Genomic DNA, 25,291 nt, shown 5'->3' with positions numbered 1-25,291 from the left:
GTATCCAGATGCTGTTTAACTATTTTTTCTATGCGGTACCAGCTGTTTAACATCGATAATCGCTGTCAACTCGTCTATTACCGTACCGATTAACCATGGTTTTTTTTGTCTGGCCGTTCGCCATCTGACCCCATCGGGCTTTACTTTTCCAATGGAGAGAATTTCATCACACACCAAACCCCATTTTTTATCCTGGGTTATTAAAATGCGTTCGAACGGATATTCTTCACTATCGGGCTGCAAGCCTCGGCTTTTGCCGAAAATCAACTGCCGAGTATCAAGCACGCCGATACGGCTATCGTGCTCATCCAGCAAACCCAAGAACCAAGAGGGTTGTCCGGGAATTTTCGTGGGTTTGCGGTCGATTTTGATCGTTCTCGACAACTCGATCAGTGGCGTTGCCAATATCAGCTTATCAACCTTAAAAAACAAAGCCTGAAACTCGTACTGCGACCAATCCGGCATAATAGACAATGCCTGTAGTTTAGCCGGGATTTCCGGCTCTACAAGCTTTGTTTGTCGGTTCCTAACCAGTGCTTTGGAAGTTGATTTCGGACTGCCGGTCACGACCGGAACAGGATCCGGCAACTTGATCGGCTCCTCAACGACAAGCCGTTCCAGCGCTATCGCCGGTTTTACACTAACAGTTTCCTCTGCTTCGGGCACGTCATCCAACAGCGTCTGTAAGTAAACATCGAGCGCTAACTGTTGATGAACGATACTGGGGGGTGGTTTTGCCTGAGTCATTTATGCGGCGCCAAGTTTTTGTCTGGACTCTTATCAAGCAATAACAGTTCCAACAATTCGGCATACGCTTCCGCTGCACGTGCACTTTTGTCATACAGGGGTAATGGAATACCGGCCTGGCTGGCATCCCGCACTTTAGTATCTACCGGTACCACCGAACTCCAGGCATTGTCCGGGTACTGCTGATGTAACGCCGCTAAACTGTCACGGGCCGCCTTGGTGCGTTTGTCAAACATGGTCGGCACGATAGTGAATTTAGGCGGCGTTTTCCGGGAATGGAACACCATTTTTATGGTGTGCACCATTCTATCCAGACCTTTTAAGGCCAGAAATTCGGCTAAAACCGGAATAATTAAATGATCGCAAGCCGCCAGCGCATTGATCATTAACACCCCCAACATCGGCGGACTATCGATAATCACGTAATCGTATTGGTCGGCCACTTTGTTTAATGCGGTAGCAACCACCAAGCCCATGCCGCCGATTGCGGCGACCTGCCTATCCAAAGTGGCGATAGCAGTCGATGCGGGCAAGACATCGATTCCATCAAAGTCGGTCTTGGCGATATAGACCTGAGGATCGATGTTTTTCTTTTTCTCGCTGGCATCGAGAAATAAATTGTAAACACCAAGCTCGATCTCATCCGGATTCATCTTGAAATAGCTGGTCAACGAACCGTGCGGATCCAAATCAACCAGCAGAGTCCTAAACCCCCAGGAAGACAGCAAGCCACCCAGCGTCACCACGGTAGTCGTTTTACCGACTCCGCCTTTTTGATTGGAAACGGACCATATTTTCATAACTGAGCCGGCAGTTCCGGCGCCTTTTCAACTGCGGTTTCAGGTGGAGGGTCTGGGCTGCGACGGCGCCAAATTAAGCACTTTCGCGCGTTCATCGTCAGTCATACCGTAACGAGCAAAGGCTTGCGACATCAGCACTAATACAACTCGCCGATTCTTAAAGCGCCCTTCTTCGTCTTTGTTATCGGCGATCGGATGAAATTCTCCATAGCCCACCGCCGATAATCGTGTCGCCGGAATATTGTTTTTTACCAACTCCTTGACCACGCTGGTCGCTCTGGCCGAGGATAAGTCCCAATTGGACGGGTAAAAACCGGTAGAAATCGGTACGTTATCCGTGTAACCCTCCACGTTAATCACATTAGGCACATCTCGTATCACTTCCGCGACTTTTGCCAGCACGGGGAGCGCTTTAGCGGACAGTTCGGCCTTGCCGCTGGCGAACAGCAATTCGCTGTTCATTTCCAATTCCACCCAGAAATCGTGCTTTTTAATACCGACGAGCTTGCTTTCGACATAAGGCTGCAAAGCGCCTTGAAACTGTTCGGAGACTTCGCTAAGCCGCTGCTTTTCTTGCAAAATCTCCTCGCTTAGTTCACGTTCTTCGGCTGTAGCCAAATTAGGCAGCTCGATAGGTTGGATCGTAGTAGGAATCACACCGATCTGAATCGGCTCGGCTTCCTTTTGAATCTTCTCGTTATGAAACAATGCCTGATCTAGCGATTCGGAGAATGTTTCGTATTTACCCTTATTAACCGAAGAAATCGAATACATCACCACAAAAAAGGCAAAGAGCAAGGTCACAAAATCAGCGTAAGACACCATCCAGCGATCGTGATTATCGGCCTCTTGCAATGGCCTGCGTCTGCGCCGACTCATAAGGCCTCCATTATTTTTCCAATAAAAAACCGGATAATTTCAATTCGATATTACGCGGGTTTTCGCCCTCGGCTATCGAGGAAATGCCTTCTATCACCATCTCCCTGGCTTGCGATGCTTCGAAAATCAGACTCTTCAGCTTATTGGCTATGGGAATAAACAATAGATTGGCTAGGCCGACACCGTAAATAGTCGCGACGAAGGCTGTCGCGATGCCGCTACCCAACAACTCCGGTTTGGCTAAATTCTGCATTACATGAATCAAGCCTATTACCGCGCCGATAATGCCGATAGTCGGTGCATAACCGCCCATAGCCTCGAAAACCCTGGCGGCCTGTGTGTCCAGATGCTCTTTGGTCGTTAGCTCAACCTCAAGGCAATCGCGTATTACTTCCGGCTCGTTACCATCGACCAGCAACTGCAACCCTTTTTTGGCAAAACTGTCTTTTTCGGTTTCGATAACGGATTCCAACCCCAGCAAGCCCTCCTTGCGCGCCAGAGAAGCTCCAGCGTACGATCTTGTCGATTTGCTTTTTAAGCTGCAAATTTTGCGGCACAAAGATCCAACTCAAAATTCGTAAACTGCGCAGAAATACCTTGGGCGGAAATTGCAACAGCGTGGCTCCCAGCGTACCCCCCACCACAATAATGAAGGCATGAAAATTGATTAGGGACCCGAGCTCTCCTCCGCCCATTAGGTTACCGCCGATAATCGCGGAAAAACCTATCAACACGCCCAAAATACTGAGAATATCCATCAATGTAATTTTTTAAATTGGTTGGCAATCTCTTCCAGAGAATAAATATGATCCGCCAGACCGGCTTCTGCGATGGCTTTCGGCATGCCATAGATAGTACTTGTCGCCTCGTCCTGCGCCCAAATTTGCGCGCCGCGCTGCCTTAACTTCATAGCACCAGCCTTGCCGTCGGCCCCCATGCCGGTCAACACCACCGCCAACACATGCCCGGCGAACACCTGGGCAAGCGAGTCAAAAGTAATATCGACGCTGGGACTGTAAATTTCCCCGCTTTGCTTGGCCCTCAATGCAATCCGCCGCTCACCGGCTACTTGCTTTACTTGCATCTGCATTGCCCCTGGCCCTAATAATGCGGTACCCGGCTGCAATACGTCACCATCTCGCGCTTCCCTGACATTAATGTTGCACAGCAAATTCAAGCGTTCGGCAAAGCTTTTGGTGAAATTAGGCGGCATGTGTTGCACCAGCAATATGGGTATCGAACACTCAGCCGGAATTTTGCTCAGCACGTATTGCATGGCGACCGGACCGCCGGTCGAGGCGGCAACCACTAAAAGCTCGATTTTGCCGCTAGTTGCTGTCTTGGACCACGCCGACGCAGCGCGTATCGGCTTAGCTGCGGGGCTTTCTGCGGTTGAGCTCTGATGCTCTTCTAGGCTCGTGCGCGCCAGAGGTCTAAGGGAAGTCATTCTAGTAGCCTGAGAAGCCACCATCCTCACCCGATATCTCAGCAAGTAGCGGGCCGTTTCACGATTAGCATCGATGTCTTCCAACTGCTTGGGCAAAAAGTCGATAGCGCCGGCATTCAACGCATCCAGAGTGGCTTGAGCGCCGACTTGCGTCATTGCAGAAAACATCAGTATCGGACAGGGCCGGGTGCCCATGATTTTTTTGACTGCCGTGATACCATCCATGATTGGCATCTCCACGTCCATGGTGATAACGTCCGGCTGCAGACTTGCCGCAAGTTCTATGGCTTCGCGACCGTCGTGAGCGACGCCTATCACTTTAAACTCTTGATCCTCTTCTAAAATTTCCCGAATTCTTTTACAGATAAAACTGGAGTCGTCGACGATCAGCACCCGAATGGTCATATTGCCGCGTCACATCGCATACTTCTTCATCAGGCCAGGCACATCGAGTATCAGCGCTATCTTGCCGTCACCGGTGATGGTTGCTCCCGCCAATCCTTCCAATCCATGTAACTTGGCACCCAGCGCTTTAATCACCACTTCTTCCTGACCGATTAATTGATCCACCACGAATCCGACATGCCTGCCGCCAGCGTTCACCACCACAACATGATTGGTCGGCTGCGTTTCGCCTGTGAAGTAAGAACCTCTGACCAGCCATTCGCTTAAATAAAACAGCGGTAAGGCCTTGTTTCTGACCATTACCACCAATTGACCATCTACCTTATTGGTTTTGCTCAAATCCAGATCGAGTATTTCCAAGACGCTGGCCAAGGGTAACGCGAAAGCCTGCCCGCGCAACTTCACCATCAGGGTCGGCATAATAGCCAAAGTCAACGGCACCTTGATGATAATGGTGCTGCCCTTGCCTTCCACCGAATCAATTTCCACCACGCCGTTCATTTGCGCGATCCGTGTTTTCACCACGTCCATGCCGACTCCACGACCGGATACGTCGGAAATTTCAGTTTTGGTGGAAAATCCGGGCAGAAAAATCAGGTTGTAACACTCTTTATCGTCAAGACGGGCGGCGCTTTCTTCATCCATCAAGCCTTTTTCCACTACTTTGGCGCGCAGTATGTCGGGGTTCATCCCCTTGCCGTCGTCTTTGATGGACAACTGGATATGATCACCTTCCTGAGACGCTTTCAATATCACCACGCCTTCCCGAGGTTTGCCGTTGGCTTCGCGCTCATCCGGCGATTCGATTCCGTGATCTACCGCATTCCTGACCAAATGCACCAAAGGATCCGCCAGAGCCTCGACCAGGTTTTTATCGAGATCGGTTTCTTCACCCACCAACTCCAGCCTGATTTCTTTTTTCAGACTTCTAGCCAAATCGCGTACCACACGCGGAAAACGTCCAAAGACTTTTTTGATTGGCTGCATCCGGGTTTTCATGACCGCCAATTGCAAATCGGCGGTCACCACGTCCAGATTGGATATCGCCTTGGACAACTGCTCGCCTGCTTCAGCATTGGCTTTAAGCGTCTGGAAACGGTTACGCACCAGAACCAGCTCGCCGACCATGTTCATAATATCGTCCAAAATCTGGGTATCTACCCTGACGGTGGTATCGGCTTGGGGTGTGGCGGCTTTACTCTTGTCGGAAACGGAATCTACTACCGACGCTACTTTGCCTAAGCTATTTTCCGGCTCCACATCGACGGACGGTTTCGCGACCGGCTCAGGTTTAGCCGCCACGAACGGTTTCTCGACAGGCAACTCTACATTTTTAATTGGTGGGTTTTTTTCACCCGCAGCCGGCTCATCAATCTTGCCCAAATTGGCAGCATCGAATTTACCTTTGCCGTGCAAAGCATCGAGGACCTTATCGAACTCCTCGTCGGTAATATCGCCGGAATCGCTGGCGGGCACAGACGGCTCGGTTTTTACCGAAAACTTGCCTTTGCCATGCAACTCGTCCAGCAGGTTTTCAAACTCGTCTTCACTGATTTCGTCATCCGCCGTCGGCACTGCCGATTGCGCTGCGATGTTCGCGGTGGGAGAACCGCCCTTACCATGCAGCGCATCCAGCAAATCTTCGAATTCCTGCTCGGTAATTTCATCGCCATCTTCCGAGGCGGATTCGCTGGCCAATAACTCTTCTGGATCGAGCATTGCGTCATAGGCTTGCGCTGCGGATTCTTGAGGGGATAGCGGCTGGGTGGATTCGGAGGTTTCGTTGATGACAGCGGCTTCAACCGCTATCTCAGCAGGCGCGGCAGCAGCGACTTCGGCCGGCCCCGCATAAGATTTCAAGCGTTTCAAAAGACCTTGATCCGCCGATTTTGGCGTATTACCGGAACGGACTTGCCCGAACATCTCGTTGACGATGTCCACGACTTGCAAAATCACGTCCATCAAATCCGGCGTGACTTGGCGATCACCCTGTCTGAGCACGTTAAAAACGTCTTCGGCGTTGTGACAGACATCGACTAAGGCGCTAATAGCCAAAAAACCGGCGCCGCCCTTTATGGTGTGGAACCCGCGAAATATGGAATTCAGAAGATCGAGATCGCCAGGCGATTGCTCCAGTTCCACCAGCTGCTCACCCAGAGAATCGAGAATCTCCCCGGCTTCGACCAGGAAGTCTTGCAATATTTCGTCGTCCAGATCGATCGCCATGTTGTTTTCCTCAGAAACCTAGACTAGACAGTAAGTCATCAACATCGACCTGACTGGTGGCCACATCACCGGCTCTGTCATCTACTCCGGGGACAACCGGTCCGGGCACTTCGGGCTGCAACGCGGCACCGCTGCTTGGCGTAATTTTGCGGCTGGAAATTTTGATCAGATTAACCATGCTGCCTTCAAGATCCTGCACCAAATCGATAACCCGGCGGATAATCTGCCCGGTAATATCTTGAAACCCTTGCGCCATCAATATATCGCTTAGGCCCGCCTGGATTTTCTCCAGAGACACTTGCGACTGCTCAAAATACTGACTGAGGTCGGCGCTCATGGCCTTAAACTCGTCAAATGGCATTTCCCGATCCAAAAAGCGATTCCATTGCGCCGACAATTGTTTAACCTGCCCGTTCAGTTCATCCGATACCGGCAACAACTCTTCAACGGCGGTTAAGGTTTGATCTGCGGCTTGCTCCGTCATCGCGATCACATAATGCAGACGCTCCTTGGCATCCGGTATATCGTGCTCAGCCATGGCTGCTATTTTTGAGTCGACGGAAAAACTCACCATGGTGTCGTGCAATTGGCGAGTTAGGCGGCCAATTTCTTTAAACAATTGTGTTTCTCTTAATCCGGCTACTTGATCAAGAATTTCATCGGCAGCCGCTTCGTCGCACTTTTCTAATGCTGCGACCAAATCTCGGGCCAAACTCAGCAGGTCAGTATTCATGGTAATCTCCCTGTGCTTCAGCCGTCGATGCGTTCAAAAATCTTTTCGATTTTCTCTTTAAGCGTAGCAGCCGTAAAAGGCTTGATGACATAACCATTTACACCGGCCTGTGCAGCCATAATGATTTGCTCGCGCTTGGCTTCGGCTGTGACCATCAACACCGGCAGATTGGCCAAACTGGGAGTAGACCTGACGGCCTTCAATAAATCGATGCCGGTCATGCCCGGCATATTCCAATCGGTGATCAAAAAATCGATACCGCCTTTTTCCAGAATAGGCAGTGCTGTTTTACCGTCGTCCGCTTCCACGGTGTTGGTAAAACCCAGATCTTTCAACAGGTTTTTTACTATTCTCCGCATTGTCGAAAAGTCATCGACAACCAGAATACGCATATTTTTATCCAAGGATAATCTCCACCCAGATTACTTTATTGTTAAGAAACCGCTAAATTGTGACCAATAATTGCGAAAAATTCCTGCAATAACCACACATTAGCTGCACTTTTCATTATCTTTCCCTTCCACCCAATCCGCAAGTCTAGCGCGTAAGCGCAACATCGCCTGACTACAAATTTGGCTAACCCGCGATTCGCTGACATCAAGCACCTTGCCTATCTCACGCAAATTCAGCTCTTCGTCGTAATACAGCGATATGACTAAGCGCTCCCGTTCCGGTAATTCCGAGATGGCCTTGGCTAGGGCTTTTTGAAAATTCTGTTGGATCAGCACATCTTCCGGCTGCTGATTGCCGTGCACATCATCTATAACACTGTCTTCGCCTTGCACCAATTCTTCGACGCTAAAGGTCTTACAAGACACCGCGTCCTGCAAAATATGATGGTATTCAGTCAAATCGATACCCATATGTCCGGCCACTTCGGTATCCTTGGCATCACGTCCCAGCTGATTCTCAACCTCGCGTATCGCCTCCGCCACCATCCGGGCTTTCTTATGCACCGAACGCGGCGTCCAATCCGAACGGCGCAATTCATCCAGCATGGCCCCGCGAATGCGGATACCGGCGTAAGTATCGAAACTCGCCCCCTGACCGGCGTCATAATGTTTCAGCGCTTCCAGCAAGCCCAGCATGCCGGATTGAATCAAATCATCGAGCTGCACTGTGTCGGGCAGCCGCCCCATCAAGTGGTAGGCAATGCGTTTTACCAGCGGCGCATGTTGAATGACCAAGGCATCAACATTTCCAGCCTGCACAGCAGCATACATTGCCGCTCCGCTCATGCAACATCCTCTTTCGCGCTGTACTGAATCATCCGTTCGACAAAAAACTCCAGGTAGCCGCCCGCTTTAGGCTTGATAGGCCAGCTGTCGATTTTTCGCGCCAAATTCTTAATCGCCAGCGCCGCCTTACTTTGCGGGAATGCTTCCACCACTGGCGTTTGTTTTTGCACGGATTTTTTCAAATATTCGTCCTGCGGCACCGCGCCGACAAACTGCAAGGCCACATCCAAATAACGGTCCGTCACTTTACTCAGCTTATTGAACAAAGCCTGCCCATGCTCAGCCGACTGCACCATATTCGTAATGATATGAAAGCTATTCAACCCGTAATCTCTGTTTAACAACTTGATATAGGCATATGCATCGGCCAATGAAGTCGGCTCATCGCAGACCACCACGATTATTTCTTGGCAAGCCCGTGCAAAATTCACCACGCTTGCCGAAATACCGGCAGCGGTATCGACGATCAACACATCCAACTCTCGGTCGATTTCGCTAAAAGCCCTTATCACGCCGGCTTGCTCGATACTCGACAAATCGGACATCCGCTGGATACCTGACGACGCCGGAATGATTTTCAGCCCGGAAGGTCCGGTCATCATGATGTCCTTCAAGCTTTTTTCGCCGCTCAATACATGCGACAAATTGAATTCGGGAAACATGCCCAGCAAAATATCGACATTAGCCAAGCCCATATCGGCATCGAGTATAGCCACCCGCCTACCCATTTTAGACAGCGCCACGCCGATATTGACGGAAAGATTGGTTTTACCAACCCCGCCCTTGCCACTTGTTACCGCGATTACTCGCACCGGTTTCATATGTCTCATTTGTCTAATTCCAGCTGCCTGATCGAATGACTTATGCATGGCTTTCCGCCATCCAGTCTTCAACATTCACATCGTCGCCATAGCCATGGTCCTGATCGACACTTTCCATACACTGCCGAATCAAAGCATCGGCATCGGGCAAGTAAATATCTTCCGGAACCTGCTGACCGTCAGTGATAAATGACAATGGCATACGCCGCTCGATAATCGCCGACAACGCGGTACCTTTGCTAACTGCCTCATCAAACTTGGTTAGTATAGTCGCTTGTGGTTCGAGTATTCGGAACGCATCCATAATTTCCAGCATTGCTTTGTATTGCGTGGTGGCGGACATCACCAAATATGAGCGTATAGGCAAATCGCCGTGTTGCAAAGTTTTCAGCTGCTCGGCCAAACGCATATCGCGCTGACTCATGCCGGCGGTGTCGATTAAAATCAGGCGTTTATCGGAAAAACTATTGATATGCCTGCGCAACTCCTCCGCATCACCCGCTACTCTGACCGGCACATCCAAAATTCTGCCGTACGTATTGATTTGCTCGTGCGCGCCGATCCGATAATTATCGGTGGTAATCAACGCAATCTGCCGAGAACCATGTTTTAAAATAAACTGCGCGGCCAATTTAGCGACTGTCGTAGTTTTACCGACCCCGGTGGAGCCAACCAATGCGGCGATACCGCCTTGATCCAACAGGTTGTCGTCGGCTATCGGCACCAGCCTGGCCAACATTTCCTGGGCTTTGCCGATGGCTAAATCGAATTGTTTATGGCTACCCAGCCGATTGGCTATCTTGCCCGCTAAATTTTTCGAGAAGCCGCACTCCAACATGCGGTCGCGCAAATCATCGTGTAAAGGTAGCCCGTGTTGCGGCATTTGCATGACGATATTCGACAACTTGCTATCCAACATCGTCCGCAGTTCTTTCATTTCCGCACGCATTTCGTCGAGGAATTTATCGCCGTTGTGCGCTTGAACCTGCCGTGGCTCGGTCAACGGTTTAATTTTGGGATCGGCACTTGCCCAGGCTGGTTTTTCAATTTTTTCAACTTGGCGAACTTTTTCGGCGATTTTCTGCGCGTTGTTATGCCCAACCTGCAATTTTTCGGCATAACCGACGTATTGATCCAGGTTGCGACGGATCGGATTTTCTGGAATGCTGCCTTCCGCGCCGCGTTTTCTGGCGCTGCTTAAAACATGCAACGATTTTTTTTCAACTTCGAGATCAGGCAAATCGACTTTTTTAACTTCATTGGGCGGCGATTTTTCGTCTTCGCGTTGCTTGAGATTTTTATGAATGACCTGCTCGTCAAAGTCGCGGGCCGCCACGATTTCCACGCCGCCATCCACCGAACGGTTGGACATAATCACTGCATCGGCGCCCAATTCTTCTTTGACCATGCGCATGGCCTGCCGTATGTCTGCTGCAAAAAAGCGTTTAATTTTCATCGCGCAACCTCTGTTTTATTGTCCCCGCTGTCCCACTGTGGAAACCACCCTGATCTGCCGATCTTGCGGGATTTCATTATAGGCCAGCACATGTAAGCCGGATATCGAATGACGAACGAAGCGAGCCAACCAAGGGCGGATATAAGAGGACACCAACAATACTGCGGTTTGTCCTTCCATTTCCATCCTTTGCGCACTTTCCTCCAGGGATTTGTGCATCTGCTCGGCTAGACCCGGTTCTAAACCGGCACCACCTTCGCCCGCCGTCTGCAATGACCTATGCAATATCTGTTCCAATCCCGGATCGAGGGTAATAACCGGAATCTCTGTCTGTACACCATTGATTTCATGGACAATTGAGCGCCCCAAGGCCGCCCGCACCGCTGAGGTCAAGATGTCCGGATCTTGACTCTTCACCCCGTACTCCGCCAAAGTTTCGGCGATGGTTCGTAAATCGCGAATCGAAACCCGCTCTTGCAGCAGATTTTGCAGTACCTTGACCAAAATACCCAAGGGCAAGGTTTTCGGCACCAGATCCTCGACCAGCTTTGGCGCCACTTTGGACAAATTATCCAGCAACTGCTGCGCCTCCTCGTAACCGAACAATTCATGCGCATTACTTTGCAAAATATGACTGAGATGCGTGGCAACCACCGTGCTGGGGTCGACTACCGTGTAACCCAGGGTTTGCGCTTGGTCTTTTTGATTGGCATCAATCCAGATCGCATCCAAACCAAACGCCGGATCCTTACAAGGCGCGCCTTGCAAAGCACCGAACACCCGGCCGGGATTAATCGCCATTTCTTTCTCGGGCATAATATTGGCTTCGCCGACGCTCACGCCCATCAAGGAAATCCGGTATTCGGTAGGCGACAAATCCAGGTTGTCCCGAATATGCACCGACGGAATTAGAAAACCCAGCTCTTGCGACAATTTCTTGCGCACACCCTTGATACGCATCATCAATTGCCCGCCCTGATTTCTATCCACCAGCGGAATCAAGCGATACCCCACTTCCAGACCAATCGCATCGACCGGCATCACATCGTCCCAGCCCAATTCCTTGATCTCGGTTTTGGCTAGTTGCTGCGGGGAAACGATGCGCTCCATTTCCAGGGCTTTTTCTTCCTCCAACTTACGGCGTCTGTCGATCAAATAAGCGCCACCGACCAATGTCAGCGCTAACAGGATAAACACCAGATTCGGCATGCCGGGAATGATACCCAGGATACCCATCACCGCCGCAGTGACCAGCAGCGTGCGCGGATCTTCGAACAGCTGTGAACTTAACTGTTTACCAATATCCTGCTTGCTGCCGCGAACCCGCGTCACCACCATCGCCGCGGCCACCGACAACAACAGCGACGGAATCTGCGCCACCAAACCGTCACCGATGGTCAGCAACACATAAATATTGGCGGCGTCGGCAAAGCTCATGCCGTGTTGGCCCACGCCTATCGCCAAGCCGCCTATCATGTTCACGAACAAAATGATAATGCCGGCTACCGCGTCACCCCGCACGAATTTACTGGCACCATCCATCGAACCGTAAAAATCGGCTTCGGCAGCCACTTCTTCGCGGCGGGCACGCGCTTCATCCTGATTGATCAACCCCGAATTCAAATCGGCGTCGATAGCCATCTGCTTACCCGGCATCGCATCCAAGGTAAAGCGGGCGCTCACTTCCGCGACCCGTCCGGCACCTTTGGTGACCACCATAAAATTGATGACCACCAAAATCGCAAACACCACGATACCCACCGCAAAATTACCGCCGATGACGAATGATCCGAAAGCTTCGATGACTTTGCCGGCGGCATCTCCGCCCTCATGGCCGCGAATCAATACGACTCGGGTGGACGCCACGTTCAAGGACAGCCGCAACAAGGTCGCCACCAGAATGACGGTAGGAAATGAGGCAAACTCCAGCGGCTTGAGGGTGTAAATCACCACCAACAAGATGATCAGCGAAAACGCGATATTGAAGGTAAAAAACAGATCCAGCACAAACGGCGGTAGCGGCAAAATCAACAACGCCAGCAACATCACGATCAATAGTGGCGCGCCCAAGCCCAAGCCGGTCAGCGCCTTAAGTGAGTTGAGTATTTTCGTAAAATCCATAATTCAGCTCGATACCGGGCTATTGCTTAAAGTCGTCGGGTACTTGCACATCGGTAGGCGGAACCGGTTTGTTCCAGCCGTATTGCGTCGAAGCCCGTAATTGAAAAACATAGGCCAATACTTGGGCGACGGCCAAGAATAAGCCGCGCGGTATTTCCTGATTCAGGTCGGTGGAATAATACAAAGCCCTGGCCAGCGACGGCGCTGCGACCAAGGGTACTTGCGAGGCCATTGCCAGCTGGCGAATCTGCGCGGCAACTAAATCCGTCCCCTTGGCAACCAGCAAAGGCGCCCCATTGCCGTTCTGATCGTATTTTAAGGCCACCGCGAAATGAGTAGGATTGGTGACGATGACGTCGGCACTAGGCACAGCATCCATCATCCGCCGTTGTGCGGCTTCCATCTGCATCCTGCGGATTTTGCCTTTAACTTCCGGATTACCCTCTTGATCCTTGGCCTCGTCGCGAACTTCCTGCTTGGTCATTTTCAGTTGGCGCTGGTGATTCCACAATTGATAGGGCGCATCCAGCATCACCAACAATAAAAAAGTAGCGCTCAAAATCACCAAACAGAAGGAAATAATATCGCCGACATGATGGATAGCTTGATCGAGCGGCAAGCGGCTCAAGCCCATGAAATCGTCGAAGTACAGTTTGAATAAATTCCAGGAGACAATCGCAACCAGTATGGTTTTGATGATGGCCTTGACCAATTCGACCAAGCCTTGAATCCCGATGATTTTTTTTATCCCAGTCAGCGGATTGAGCTTGGAAAACTTCATTTCGAAGGCTTCGCTGGTAAAGTTCCATCCACCCAACATCATCGCCGCCGCCAAATCGGCAACCACCAATACCACCAAAAACGGCAGGATCACCCACAAACCTTCGGCAAACGCTGCCTTCAGATAAATCAGCGGAGTCGCCGGATCGAACACAGCCTCCCGCGACAACTGCAAGGGATGCTTCATCATCTCCAGCATACTGCGCCACATGCCTTGCCCGAAATAGAAAAACAGCGCCGAACTGGTAATCAACGTTACAAAAGTGTTGAGTTCCTTGGAACGGGGAATCTGGCCTTTTTTACGCGACTCGCTAAGTCGCTTGCCGGTGGGGTCTTCGGTTTTATCTTGACCGGAATCTTCCGCCATTTATTGCAACCTCAATAATGCATGGACCAGCGCGAAGCCGTTGTGCAGCATATCGCTAAAACCTTCCAGCATAGTCGGCAGGCCAATCCAGATTAAGCCCATACCCAGCATGATGGTGATAGGGAAGCCGACGCCGAATATCTGTAGCTGCGGCGCCGCTTTTGACGCCACACCAAAGCTGATGTTGACGAATAACAAGGTCGCCATCACCGGCATAGCCAGTAGCAGGCCATCAGCAAATATCAGACTGCTCCAACTGATTACTCGCCATACATCGCTCTTATCCATACCCATACTACCAACCGGTAATGTATGGAAGCTTTGCGCCAACATCTCGATCAGCAATAAATGGCCATCCACCGCGAGAAATAACAAGCTGCCGCTAATCACAAATAGTTGGGCGATCACCGGCACCTGCACCCCAGTTGCCGGATCGACCATGGAGGCAAAGCCCAGGCCCATGCTGTAAGCGATAGTCTGTCCGGCAAACAACATGATGGAAAACACCATTTGCAGAATAAAGCCAGTGGTCAACCCCAAGGCGACTTGCTGTACCGCCACCATAAACCCTTGGTAGCCAAATATTTCAATATCCGGCATCGCCGGCAAAGTTGGCATAATGACCCAGGTAATCAATAAACTGGCGATTAATCTGACTTTGGCCGGCACCGCTTTGACGCTAAAAACCGGCACGGTGATGAACATGGAACTGATGCGAAAGAATGGCCAGACAAACGAAGCAAGATACCGCAGTAGCTCGTCTTCGCCGAAGTTCATCCTATTAGCGTAGGAATATCGCGCATCAAATCTTGGAAATAATCGATGAGCATTTGTAACATGCCGGGACCGGCTATCATCAACACGGCGATAATAGTCGCCAGCTTTGGGATAAAGGTCAGAGTCTGTTCTTGAATCGAAGTCGCCGCCTGAAACATGGACACCAGCAAACCCACAACCAAGGAGGCAATCAGGATAGGACCCATTAATTTCAGGGAAATCAATACGGTATCCTGGGCAATTGCCGAGATGGTTTCCGGTGTCATCATCGGCTTGGCCTATACGTAAAAGCTGGCTGCCAGCATTTCCATCACCATGGTCCAACCATCCGCCAGCACAAACAACATAATCTTGAACGGCAACGACACGATCATCGGTGACAGCATCATCATACCCATAGACATCAATACACTGGCTACCACTAGATCGATGACCAGGAACGGCAGAAAAATTAGAAAGCCTATCTGAAACGCGGTTTTCAATTCGCTAGTCACATAAGCCGGCACCAACAAGGAAAACGGCACATCTTCCGGTTTGTCAATTTGTTCACGGCCAGAGATACGTACAAAGGTATCCAAATCCGCCTCGCGGGTTTGCTTGAGCATGAACTGCTTGAATGGCTCGGAGGCATTTTGTAAGGCAGTCACTGCGTCAATTTTTTCTTCCATGTACGGCTGCACGGCGGTTTCGTTAACTTTTTCCAACACCGGCATCATAATGAAAATAGTTAGAAATAGAGATAGCCCCAATAACACTTGGTTACTTGGCGCTTGTGCGGCACCTATGGCTTGGCGTAGCAAGCCCAGTACGATCATGATGCGAGTAAACGAAGTCATCGATAACAACAATGCCGGCAATAAGGTCAGCATAGTCATCAACGCTAAAATCTGGATGGTGACCGTATAGGTTTCGCCGCCTTTGGGGTTGCTAGTCACCGTAATAGCATCTATGCCTACTGCGGCGTAAACAGCTTCCGGCAAAAACAGTAAGCCTATTATCAGGCAGGAAAAAATCAACTTAATCATGGTGCTTACCTTGCATGACCTGCAGCAATTTCTTGGCAAATACGCTGGTTTCCTGCCCGTCTGCGCTATTAATAAACAAGCGCTGGTCGCCTTCAAGCTCAAGCAGTTTATCGATACGCCCGCTACTAACACCTAACAGTAGCTGTTTTTCACCGACTTTAACCAACACCAATTTTTCACGCATACCCAATGACAATCCGGCCAGCACTGCCAACTGACTTTTACCGACAAAGGCCAAACTGCCGCTTTTACGTAATAGCCACACCGACAGAAAAAATAGCGCCAACACCAATAGCAACGCCAACAGCCATTGTGCGACATCCCCGGAAGTCACTACTTTCGCGGTCTGCCTGGGCAACGTAGCGGCTTCGTCAGCCCATGCAACAGGTGCAATCAATACCGAAATAATTTGGGTAGCCAGGCGAGATACAGACATCAGCCGAGCTTTCTGACTCGTTCCGACGGACTGATAATGTCGGTCAGCCGAATACCAAATTTGTCGTTAACCACCACGACTTCGCCGTGAGCGACTAAGGTTCCATTCACCAATACATCCATCGGTTCGCCGGCAAAACGATCCAGCTCTACAACCGAGCCCTGGTTTAGCTGCAATAAATTGCGGATATTAATTTTGGTTCGACCGATCTCCAGCGACACGGTCACCGGCACATCGAGAATGACGTCCAGCTTGACTTCATCGCTGCTGGGACCGTTATTTCTGGATTTTTGCTCGCTAAACTCGGGAAACTCCGCTGCGGCAAAACCTTGCTGAGAGCTCTTTGCGGCGTTTGCTTGTTCCTTCAGTGCATCGCCCCAATCAGCTTCAGCATCAGCTTGCTCGTTCATCGCTGCGGCCCAGTCGTCACCGATTTCGTCGTTTTCACTCATGCTTATCCTTCCCTGCTGTCAAATATTATCCAGCGTCATTTTTTCTGTAATTTCGATGGCATAGTTACCATCGGAAAGCCCCAATTTGCCCCGAAAGACCGGCACATCCTCAACTTCGAGCAATACGGTTTCCGGCATTTCTATAGGAATCACATCGCCTTTTTTAAGCTCAATCACTTCGCTGATAGACATTTCTTTTTCTATCAGTTTACTGTTGACGACCACTTCGCTACGCATAATTTCAACTCTTAGCGAATCTTGCCAACGCCCATCCACCTCACCCCGGTCGCTGGTTACCGCATCCAGCAATTCTCTGATAGGCTCAATCATGGAGTAAGGCATTGCAATATTGATATCGCCGCCGCCGCCCTCCAACTCCACATGGATAGTGGAAATCACCACGATTTCCGAAGGACTGACAATGTTGGCGAACTGCGGATTGACTTCTGAATTGATGTATTCAAAGTCAATATCCATCACGGGTTTCCAGGCTTCGGCTAAATCCTTGAAAATCATGTCGATAATCAGCCGAATAATACGCATTTCGGTCGGCGTGAACTCCCTGCCCTCAACCTTGTTATAAAACTGACCGCCACCGCCGAAAAAGTTATCGACAGCGGTAAACACCAATCGCGGCTCCATCACGATCAATGCCCGCCCGCGTAAAGGCGACATCCGAATCACATTCAAATTAGTCGGTACGAATAAGCCCTGAATGAATTCGGAAAACTTCTGTACTTGAATCCCGGATACGGAGATTTCCGCAGCACGTCGCAAAAAGTTAAATAAAGCTATCCGAAAATGGCGAGCGAAGCGCTCGTTGACCATTTCCAAGGTGGGCATCCGCCCCCGAACAATCCGTTCCTGACTGTTAAAATCATAGACTCTCGCTGTGCCTCGACTGTAGTCTTCATCAGCCCCTGTATCGACGTCGCCATCGTCCACGCCATGTAGTAGCGCATCGATTTCGTCTTGTGATAATAGATCGGCGGTTGACATTTATTGCATTACAAATTCAGTGAAGTACACATCTTTAACGGTATTTTTACCGGCCATTTTTTCCAAAACTTTACCAATTTCGGCTTGCATCATGGCTTTTAACTCTTGTTTTCCTTCCAAGGTTTTCGCCTTTTCCGCACCCACCGCACTGATGGCCATCAACAAATTGTTGCGTATCATCGGCTCATGCTTTTTCATCGCATCCTTACTCGCCTCACCTTTCATCAGTATTGTCAGGGATATTCTGATCACTTTTGCGCCGGAACCGGCGGGAAAATTAACCAATAAGGGGCTTGGTAAATCATAATAAACATCAGGCTCAGCGACCTTTTCGTGGCCGGCCTCTTCTTCATGCGCGGCTTCATCCTTGTGCTCCGCCTTGTCGTGCTTGGCATCACCTTCTTCCTTATGCTCGGCGTCGGCCGGCTTATTCAGAAAGAAATAAGCCCCACCTCCCGCGCCAGCCAAAACCAAGACAACCGCGACGATTATTATGATTATTTTCTTGGAAGACTTCTTACCTTCTTCTTTCCCATGGGCTTCTGCCATTTTCCACCTTTTAAATTTTTACAGCACAATACGCGCCAAAATATTCAAGCTCAATCAGACCACTGTACGAAAATCAGCTGGATTTGATCATACAAGAAAAAACATCGTTTTAGAATAATAGTATAGCCGTCACTGGAAAGCAGTTAGGCAAAAAGCGGAGCTCAGGTATGCACAAAATACCTGGAGGAATTGTAGCTGTTAAGTCAAATTTTTGACTCAGCTTGCGGATGTTTTGCAGAAAGAACTGCAAAGACCTCACGGCCTTTGCAGCTTTATCAAGATATTACAGCGAATTAACTGCGTTTAATTCTTGGAAGGCTTGCTCTAAACGAGTCACCATGCCAACTTGGCCGGCACGTTGCCAAACACGTGGGTCATAGTATTTTTTGTTCGGTTTATCGGCACCTTCCGGGTTACCGATTTGACTTTGCAAATAGCCTTCGTTCTTTTTGTAAAACTCCATCACACCGGCCCAGCTAGCCCATTGAGTATCGGTATCGATGTTCATTTTAACGACGCCGTAGCTGATGGATTCTTTAATTTCTTCAGGAGAAGAACCTGAACCGCCATGGAATACGAAGTTCAAACTGTTATGCGGCAGACCGAATTTCTCTGAAACATACTTTTGTGAGTTGTCCAAAATTTTCGGCGTCAATTTGACGTTGCCTGGAGAGTAAACACCATGCACGTTACCGAATGACGCGGCAATTGTGAAACGATGGCTGATTTTGCTCAGGTGCTCGTAAGCGTAAGCAACATCTTCCGGCTGGGTATACAAAGCAGAATGATCCATACCGCTGTTGTCGACGCCGTCTTCCTCGCCACCGGTACAACCCAGTTCGATTTCCAGAGTCATACCCATTTTGGACATGCGCTCCAGATACTTACCGCAGATTTCAATGTTTTCTTGCAAACTTTCTTCGGAAAGATCCAGCATGTGCGAGCTGAACAAAGGCTTGCCAGTTGCAGCGAAGAATTTTTCACCTTCATCCAGCATGCCGTCTACCCATGGCAGCAATTTTTTTGCCGCGTGATCTGTATGCAAAATAACAGGTACGCCATACAGTTCCGCCATGCGGTGAACATGGTGAGCACCGGAAATGGCGCCAACGATAGAGCAACCTTGGCCTTCCAGTTTCAGACCTTTACCAGCAACGAATGCGGCACCGCCATTAGAAAATTGAATGACGACAGGTGACTTGGCTTTTGCTGCCGCTTCCAATACCGAGTTAATGGTATCGGTGCTGATGACGTTTACAGCCGGCAACGCAAAATTATTTTCTTTGCAGATAGCAAAGATTTTTTGTACATCTTCACCGGTGACAACACCCGGCTTAACAACATCAAATATTTTTTGTGGCATAAATTTTATCCTGTTAATAACAAATCAAGGCCGCGTACTCGATTCGGCGGCCTTGCAAATCTTAAACAACCGAGCGCCTGCACTCGGCGGCTAGACCAAGATTAGGCTTCCAAGGCAGCCAAACGGTCCGACAACAATTTTTCCAGTGCTTCCAGCGCTTTGGCGAAACCATCGATACCTTCGGCCAATTTTTCTTTAGCCATCCGGTTTTCTTCATGCATGCGGTCAAAAGTGGCTTTGTCGACTGAGATTTTTTCGATTGAAGCTGTTGCTGCTTTGGCAGGATCCAGTTTGCGCGGCAAGTCACCTTCAACGGATTGCAACTCTGCCAATAAAGACGGCGCGATGGTCAACAAATCGCAGCCCGCCAATTCGGTGATCTCGCCGATGTTACGGAAGCTGGCGCCCATGACTTCGGTTTTGTAGCCGAATTTTTTGTAGTAGTTATAGACTTCGGTCACTGACAATACACCTGGATCTTCAGCAGGCGCATAAGAATCACGGCCGGTGTCTTTTTTATACCAGTCTAAGATACGGCCAACGAATGGTGAAATCAGTGTGATACCGTTTTCCGCACAAGCAATCGCTTGGTGCAAACCGAACAACAATGTCAGGTTGGTATGAATACCTTCTTTTTCCAATACGGCGGCAGCTTGAATGCCTTCCCAGGTAGCAGCGATTTTAATTAAAACGCGCTCTTTGGAAATGCCTGCAGCTTCGTATTGAGCGATCAAGTCGCGACCTTTAGCGATGGTGGCTTCGGTATCGTAAGACAAACGCGCATCGACTTCAGTCGATACACGACCTTCGACAATTTCCAGAATTTTCAAGCCAAAAGACACGGCCAAACGATCAAATGCCAGGGTCACAACTTCTGCAGCCGAAGCAGCGGCACCCAATGTTGCTCTTGCACCTTTCAAAGTATCGTCAACAATTCCTTGATATTGCGGCATTTGTGCAGCAGCGGTGATCAAAGAAGGATTGGTGGTTGCGTCGCGCGGTTTGAAAGTTTCGATCGCTTGAATATCACCGGTATCGGCGACAACCACAGTTATTTCACGGAGTTGTTCGAGTAAATTTTTTGCCATAGGATTATCCTCAGATGTGTTGTTAATTCTTCCCCCTCGTTTGAACCGAGCTTTACAAGCAAAAGATGTTCAGCAATTCTTGCAGGAGATTGATTGCAAAAGAGTCCCTGGTGATGAAACTCTATTTTTAGCTATATTGATAAGACTGAATCGCCACTTGGCATATATTCAAAGCCGAAACACACGCTTTAAAACATACGAAGTGGCGATCATTTAAATCTGCCGGTTCAGAGTTAACGTTTAACCCTTAAGTTCCAGCAATCAGCATCAGAAATCAGATGCTATTAAGCTTTATCACGTAAATACTTTTCCACGCCAGTCGCTTTCGCAGCGGCAGCTTCCCGATCTCTTACGATTTGCTTTGCCATGTATTTGGCAACACCGGTAGCAGGATTGGAATCTTGTTTTTCCAAGTATTTGGCAACGCCGGTTTTATTCGCACCCATTTTTTCCAGATACTTTTCAACGCCGGTTGCGCCAGATGCAACTTGGTAATCATCAGCTGAAGAACCTTTGGCACTTTTAGGCGATTTTTTGTTGTAGATAAAAAATCCGGCTACAGCCAACAAAATTAAACCAATGTAGGAAAAATCAGAGGACGCAGCCTTTTCTGTTTGTATCACATCTACCGCTGCTTCCGCAGAAGTTGTGGAGGCAGCAGATGACGAACTTGACGATTTGGCCGCACTTGGTGCTGCAGAGCTGTGCTTGTAGTCAGCATCGCTATATAACACTTTAGGTTGAAAATTCGTCGCTGGGAAAGCTGGATCCGCTTCAACTTCTTTTACAGCTGGTTTCGCTGCAGGTGCTGTGGCAGCCGCAGGGGCAGCTTTGCTGTCGTTATATTCAGGATTGGTATAGAGCACCTTTGGCTGATAATCAGCCGCCGGATAATCCGATCCCGCCATAGCTAAGGAACTGGTCAGCATTAGAGCTGCCATCACGCCTTTCGTTAATTCATTTCTTTTCACGTCTATCACCTATGCTGTTAGAAACGTGAGGCTTCGATCATTTAATCCAAACCTCACCTAAGTTTACAAAATTAAAGAACGGCTTCCACATTAGCGACGACATTGTCCACGGTAAAGCCGAACTCTTTGAAGAGCTGACCTGCCGGGGCCGATTCGCCGAAACGGTCCAATCCTACGACTCTACCCGCGCTGCCGGCGTATTTCCACCAGCTGTCGGTTACTCCCGCTTCTACTACCACGCGCTGGGTCACGCTTGGCGGCAATACGCTGTCTTTGTAAGCTTGGTCTTGCGCTTCGAAGACGTTGGTAGACGGTAGTGACACCACGCGGATTTTTTTGCCTTTCGCAGCCAGTGCATCGGCCGCTTTCAATGCCAATTCCACTTCAGAGCCGGTGGCAATGATGATCGCGTCCGGCGTGCCATCGCTGTCTTTCAGGATGTAGCCCCCTTTGCTGATCGCGTCAATTTGTGCGGCGGTGCGAGGCACGTGCGGCAGGTTTTGACGGGAGAAGATCAGAGTGCTCGGTCCGTCTTGACGTTCGATAGCGGCTTTCCAGCAAACAGCCGACTCGACCGCGTCGCAAGGACGCCAGACGTGCATGTTGGGAATCATGCGCAGGGTGGCGGTTTGTTCGACCGGTTGGTGGGTCGGGCCGTCTTCGCCCAGACCGATGGAGTCGTGGGTGTAAACGAAGATGGTCGGGATTTTCATCAACGCGGCCATGCGCAGGGCGTTACGGGCGTATTCCGAGAACATCAGGAAGGTGGCGCCGTAGGGTTTGAAGCCACCGTGCAGGGTGATGCCGTTCATGATGGCGGACATACCGAATTCGCGCACGCCGTAGTAGGCGTAGTTGCCATCGAAGCCCGGTTGGTTGACGTCTTTGCAGCCGGACCACAGGGTCAGGTTGGAGCCCGCCAAGTCGGCAGAGCCGCCCAGCAGTTCGGGCAACAAGGGGCCAAAGCCGTTCAAGGTGTTTTGTGAGGCTTTGCGGCTGGCGATGGTTTCGCCTTTGGCATCCACCGCAGCGATAAACGCTTTGGATTTTTCAGCCCAATCGGCAGGCAGTTGGTTTTTGATCACGCGACGTTCGAATTCGGCCGCGAGTTCAGGGTGTGCGGCTTTGTAGGCAGCAAATTTGGCGTTCCAGGCGCTTTCCAGTTGGGCGCCTTTGGCATTGGCGTCCCAACCGGCTTTGATGTCGGCAGGAATGTCGAACGGCGCGTGCGGCCAGCCCAGTTGTTCGCGGGTCAGGGCGATTTCAGCTTCACCTAAGGCCGCACCGTGGCATTCTTCTTTGCCTTGTTTGTTCGGCGAGCCGAAACCGATGATGGTTTGGCAGCAGATGATGCTGGGCTTGTCGGTGACTTTTTTGGCTTCTTCAATCGCGGCTTTGATGGCGTCGGGGTTGTGGCCGTCGACTTTAGGAATGACGTGCCAGCCGTAGGCTTCGAAGCGTTTCGGGGTGTCGTCGAGGAACCAGCCGGCAACGTTGCCATGACCACGGACTTCGCCATCGATGGAGATGTTGTTGTCGTCGTAGAAGGCGATCAGTTTGCCCAGTTTCATGGAGCCGGCCAGGGAGCAGGCTTCGTGGGAGATACCTTCCATCAAGCAACCGTCACCCAGGAATACGTAGGTGTGGTGGTCGACGATGTCGTGACCGGGACGGTTGAATTGACCGGCCAGGGTACGTTCGGCCAAAGCAAAGCCTACCGCGTTGGTAATGCCTTGTCCCAAGGGACCTGTGGTGGTTTCCACACCTTCGGTGTAACCGTATTCAGGGTGTCCTGGGGTTTGGGAGTGCAGTTGGCGGAACTGTTTCAGTTCTTCGATCGGCAGGTTGTAGCCGGCCAAGTGCAGCAAGGAATAAATCAGCATGGAGCCGTGGCCGTTGGACAAAATGAAGCGGTCGCGGTTGGGCCATTTAGGGTTGCTGGGGTTGTGTTGCAGAAAATCATTCCACAATACTTCTGCGATGTCGGCCATCCCCATCGGGGCACCGGGGTGCCCGGAGTTGGCTTTCTGTACGGCGTCCATGCTAAGTGCGCGGATGGCGTTCGCTAAGTCTCGGCGCGAAGGCATGTTGGTCTCCTTTTTATTTTGTTATTTTAGTTGCGACATTCAATTACTCAAATATCACTCTGGCTGAGGCTGGTAAATACAAGGAAGACCAAAACCACACTCTCGTTCATTCAGACTGCTGGAATCGGTATCGCCTTGACACCCGAATGTAATGTAAAAAACCTGTGACCGAAATGCTCCGGCCACAGGTTTACACGCTAAGTTATTCCAAATTGGCGTGTCTTGATCTCATTTCTTCTTCTGCAATACCTTTGTCATGGATTACATGCGAAATTGTCGCTTCCAGGAAAAACAAGGTAGATAATTCAAACACAGTACCCATAGGCATGCCTTTGACTTTACCGTATTGTTCTGATCTGCCGATTTGCAAAGTGACATCAGCCATGTCGCCAATCGTTGAATCGTCCTTAGCCGAAATCAACACAATCTTTGCGCCGACTTCTTTGGCTTTTTTGGTAAAGGCAATCAACTGCTCGGTTTCACCGGAGCCGGAAATAATGATCAACAAATCGCCAGCTTTGATGCTTGGCGTAACAATTTCACCGACAACGCTAACGTCGTAGCCGCCATGCATCAAACGCATGGCAAAGAAATTGCCGACTAGCTTTGAACGGCCAGCGCCCGATATAAAAATGCGCTTAGCCTGATCCAGCATTTCCACCAAGGTTTTGTCATGCGAATCGGGTGTCGCTTCCAGAATCCCTGAGATTTTGTCAATAATTAACTGCTGATGCATGACTTATACCGCCGCCGCGTCAACCAATTCACGGATTTCACGAGCCGCTTCAGCAGGTGAAGGCGCGCCGTAGATAGCTGCACCAACCACGATGATGTTAGCGCCAGCTTCAACGACTTGTTGTACAGTCGCTTGTTTGATACCGCCAGCAACAGAGATACGCACATTAAGACCCAAACGAGCGATATCGTTCAAATCGGTGAAAGGTGTATGACCGGCTGCTTGCGCGTCCAGACCAGTGTGAATACCAACGATTTGCGCGCCCAATTTGACAGACTCTCTTGCGCAGTCTGCTTTATCGGCCACGTTGATCAAGTCGATTTGAGTTTCAGCGCCGTGTTTTTTCGCAGCTTTGATAACGCCAGCGATAGTGGCCAAACCGGATACGCCCAATACGGTGCAGATGTCCGCGCCAGCAGCATAGAAAGCACCCGCTTCGTATTCGCCTGCGTCCATGGTTTTCAGGTCAACCAACAACAATTTGTCAGGGTAACGTTGTCTCAGTTCTTTAACCAGGTTGATACCGTTGTATTTAATGCAAGGAGTGCCGATTTCAAAAATATCGACATAGGGTGCTACTTGATCTGCCAACGCAACGGTTTGGTTGAAATCCAGTGAATCCAACGCCATTTGAATTAATGGTCTTGCCATGTGATGTGCTCCGAAAGTTTTAATTTTTAGTAATAGCCGATTCTTGCAAATTGCCACAACCCGCTAGGCTTGTCACGTACGTGTGATGCATTTGTAACTGTAAGGTAGAAATGGGATATATGTCAATGCTTAGCAAC

Annotated in this window: 27 protein-coding genes; all 27 read right to left on the bottom strand. The window is 50.0% G+C overall.

Annotated features, from left to right (window positions below):
- Positions 1–15: 15 nt before the first annotated feature.
- The 27 genes from ACH5Y9_RS23140 to hxlA all read right to left on the bottom strand — a co-directional run bounded on the left by ACH5Y9_RS23140 (position 16) and on the right by hxlA (position 25,154).
- Entirely contained in the window at positions 16–747 is a 732-nt protein-coding gene (locus ACH5Y9_RS23140; protein ID WP_445367739.1) for a chemotaxis protein CheW, read from the bottom strand.
- Positions 744–1,547, bottom strand: coding sequence for a ParA family protein (locus ACH5Y9_RS23135; protein WP_020483663.1), 804 nt, complete (start codon positions 1,545–1,547; stop codon positions 744–746). Before ACH5Y9_RS23135 ends, ACH5Y9_RS23140 begins: the two co-directional genes overlap by 4 nt.
- A 39-nt stretch (positions 1,548–1,586) precedes the next feature.
- Positions 1,587–2,426 carry a flagellar motor protein MotD gene (motD, locus tag ACH5Y9_RS23130; protein ID WP_445367738.1) on the bottom strand — a complete coding sequence of 280 codons (840 nt, stop codon included), beginning with the start codon at positions 2,424–2,426 and terminating at the stop codon, positions 1,587–1,589.
- A gap of 10 nt (positions 2,427–2,436) precedes the next feature.
- A complete protein-coding gene (locus ACH5Y9_RS23125) occupies positions 2,437–2,898 on the bottom strand; it encodes a flagellar motor protein (protein WP_445367737.1) in 462 nt (153 codons plus the stop codon).
- A complete protein-coding gene (locus ACH5Y9_RS23120) occupies positions 2,828–3,184 on the bottom strand; it encodes a motility-associated protein (protein WP_445367736.1) in 357 nt (118 codons plus the stop codon). Before ACH5Y9_RS23120 ends, ACH5Y9_RS23125 begins: the two co-directional genes overlap by 71 nt.
- Positions 3,184–4,278 carry a protein-glutamate methylesterase/protein-glutamine glutaminase gene (locus ACH5Y9_RS23115; RefSeq protein ID WP_445367735.1) on the bottom strand — a complete coding sequence of 365 codons (1,095 nt, stop codon included), beginning with the start codon at positions 4,276–4,278 and terminating at the stop codon, positions 3,184–3,186. Before ACH5Y9_RS23115 ends, ACH5Y9_RS23120 begins: the two co-directional genes overlap by 1 nt.
- A 9-nt stretch (positions 4,279–4,287) precedes the next feature.
- Positions 4,288–6,504: a chemotaxis protein CheA gene (locus ACH5Y9_RS23110; RefSeq protein ID WP_445367734.1), complete on the bottom strand. Its 2,217-nt coding sequence runs from the start codon at positions 6,502–6,504 to the stop codon at positions 4,288–4,290.
- Between the two features lie 10 nt (positions 6,505–6,514).
- On the bottom strand, positions 6,515–7,237 hold the full coding sequence (locus ACH5Y9_RS23105; RefSeq protein WP_319962278.1) for a protein phosphatase CheZ: 723 nt from the start codon (positions 7,235–7,237) through the stop codon (positions 6,515–6,517).
- 17 nt (positions 7,238–7,254) lie between these two features.
- Positions 7,255–7,629: a chemotaxis response regulator CheY gene (locus ACH5Y9_RS23100; protein WP_033193930.1), complete on the bottom strand. Its 375-nt coding sequence runs from the start codon at positions 7,627–7,629 to the stop codon at positions 7,255–7,257.
- A gap of 99 nt (positions 7,630–7,728) precedes the next feature.
- Positions 7,729–8,475 (bottom strand): RNA polymerase sigma factor FliA, encoded by a 747-nt coding sequence (locus ACH5Y9_RS23095; protein WP_033159407.1) that lies wholly within the window; start codon positions 8,473–8,475, stop codon positions 7,729–7,731.
- Positions 8,472–9,305 (bottom strand): MinD/ParA family protein, encoded by an 834-nt coding sequence (locus ACH5Y9_RS23090; RefSeq protein WP_223146802.1) that lies wholly within the window; start codon positions 9,303–9,305, stop codon positions 8,472–8,474. Before ACH5Y9_RS23090 ends, ACH5Y9_RS23095 begins: the two co-directional genes overlap by 4 nt.
- Before the next feature lie 31 nt (positions 9,306–9,336).
- Positions 9,337–10,752, bottom strand: a complete 1,416-nt coding sequence (gene flhF, locus ACH5Y9_RS23085; RefSeq protein WP_445367733.1) for a flagellar biosynthesis protein FlhF — start codon at positions 10,750–10,752, stop codon at positions 9,337–9,339.
- A 15-nt stretch (positions 10,753–10,767) separates the two neighbouring features.
- Positions 10,768–12,873, bottom strand: a complete 2,106-nt coding sequence (flhA, locus tag ACH5Y9_RS23080) for a flagellar biosynthesis protein FlhA (protein WP_445367732.1) — start codon at positions 12,871–12,873, stop codon at positions 10,768–10,770.
- A 19-nt stretch (positions 12,874–12,892) separates the two neighbouring features.
- Positions 12,893–14,020 (bottom strand): flagellar biosynthesis protein FlhB, encoded by a 1,128-nt coding sequence (flhB, locus tag ACH5Y9_RS23075; RefSeq protein ID WP_205451542.1) that lies wholly within the window; start codon positions 14,018–14,020, stop codon positions 12,893–12,895.
- Entirely contained in the window at positions 14,021–14,797 is a 777-nt protein-coding gene (fliR, locus tag ACH5Y9_RS23070; protein WP_445367731.1) for a flagellar biosynthetic protein FliR, read from the bottom strand. It abuts the gene before it with no gap.
- The gene (gene fliQ / locus ACH5Y9_RS23065; RefSeq protein ID WP_020483676.1) at positions 14,794–15,066 is read right to left on the bottom strand and encodes a flagellar biosynthesis protein FliQ; all 273 of its coding nucleotides are present in this window, start codon (positions 15,064–15,066) and stop codon (positions 14,794–14,796) included. The genes fliR and fliQ overlap by 4 nt, the downstream gene beginning before the upstream one ends.
- 9 nt (positions 15,067–15,075) lie before the next feature.
- Positions 15,076–15,822 (bottom strand): flagellar type III secretion system pore protein FliP, encoded by a 747-nt coding sequence (gene fliP / locus ACH5Y9_RS23060; protein ID WP_033159413.1) that lies wholly within the window; start codon positions 15,820–15,822, stop codon positions 15,076–15,078.
- Positions 15,815–16,258, bottom strand: a complete 444-nt coding sequence (fliO, locus tag ACH5Y9_RS23055; RefSeq protein ID WP_445367730.1) for a flagellar biosynthetic protein FliO — start codon at positions 16,256–16,258, stop codon at positions 15,815–15,817. The genes fliP and fliO overlap by 8 nt, the downstream gene beginning before the upstream one ends.
- A complete protein-coding gene (gene fliN, locus ACH5Y9_RS23050) occupies positions 16,258–16,710 on the bottom strand; it encodes a flagellar motor switch protein FliN (protein WP_020483679.1) in 453 nt (150 codons plus the stop codon). Before fliN ends, fliO begins: the two co-directional genes overlap by 1 nt.
- A gap of 18 nt (positions 16,711–16,728) precedes the next feature.
- Positions 16,729–17,709: a flagellar motor switch protein FliM gene (fliM, locus tag ACH5Y9_RS23045; protein ID WP_033159415.1), complete on the bottom strand. Its 981-nt coding sequence runs from the start codon at positions 17,707–17,709 to the stop codon at positions 16,729–16,731.
- Complete coding sequence (locus ACH5Y9_RS23040) at positions 17,710–18,258, bottom strand: flagellar basal body-associated FliL family protein (RefSeq protein ID WP_445367729.1); 549 nt, start codon at positions 18,256–18,258, stop codon at positions 17,710–17,712.
- A gap of 283 nt (positions 18,259–18,541) precedes the next feature.
- Positions 18,542–19,621 carry a class II fructose-bisphosphate aldolase gene (gene fbaA / locus ACH5Y9_RS23035; RefSeq protein ID WP_101053281.1) on the bottom strand — a complete coding sequence of 360 codons (1,080 nt, stop codon included), beginning with the start codon at positions 19,619–19,621 and terminating at the stop codon, positions 18,542–18,544.
- Between the two features lie 101 nt (positions 19,622–19,722).
- Positions 19,723–20,709 (bottom strand): transaldolase, encoded by a 987-nt coding sequence (locus tag ACH5Y9_RS23030; RefSeq protein ID WP_033159418.1) that lies wholly within the window; start codon positions 20,707–20,709, stop codon positions 19,723–19,725.
- 284 nt (positions 20,710–20,993) lie between these two features.
- A complete protein-coding gene (locus ACH5Y9_RS23025) occupies positions 20,994–21,680 on the bottom strand; it encodes a hypothetical protein (RefSeq protein WP_445367728.1) in 687 nt (228 codons plus the stop codon).
- A 71-nt stretch (positions 21,681–21,751) separates the two neighbouring features.
- Complete coding sequence (gene tkt, locus ACH5Y9_RS23020; protein ID WP_445367727.1) at positions 21,752–23,767, bottom strand: transketolase; 2,016 nt, start codon at positions 23,765–23,767, stop codon at positions 21,752–21,754.
- 202 nt (positions 23,768–23,969) lie between these two features.
- Entirely contained in the window at positions 23,970–24,503 is a 534-nt protein-coding gene (hxlB, locus tag ACH5Y9_RS23015; protein WP_445367726.1) for a 6-phospho-3-hexuloisomerase, read from the bottom strand.
- Between the two features lie 3 nt (positions 24,504–24,506).
- Positions 24,507–25,154: a 3-hexulose-6-phosphate synthase gene (gene hxlA / locus ACH5Y9_RS23010; protein ID WP_033159179.1), complete on the bottom strand. Its 648-nt coding sequence runs from the start codon at positions 25,152–25,154 to the stop codon at positions 24,507–24,509.
- Positions 25,155–25,291: the final 137 nt, after the last annotated feature.

The sequence above is a fragment of the Methylomonas sp. BW4-1 genome, from assembly GCF_052474385.1.
Note: the sequence above shows the minus strand (reverse complement) of the source record. Positions and strands in the feature narration are given on the sequence as shown.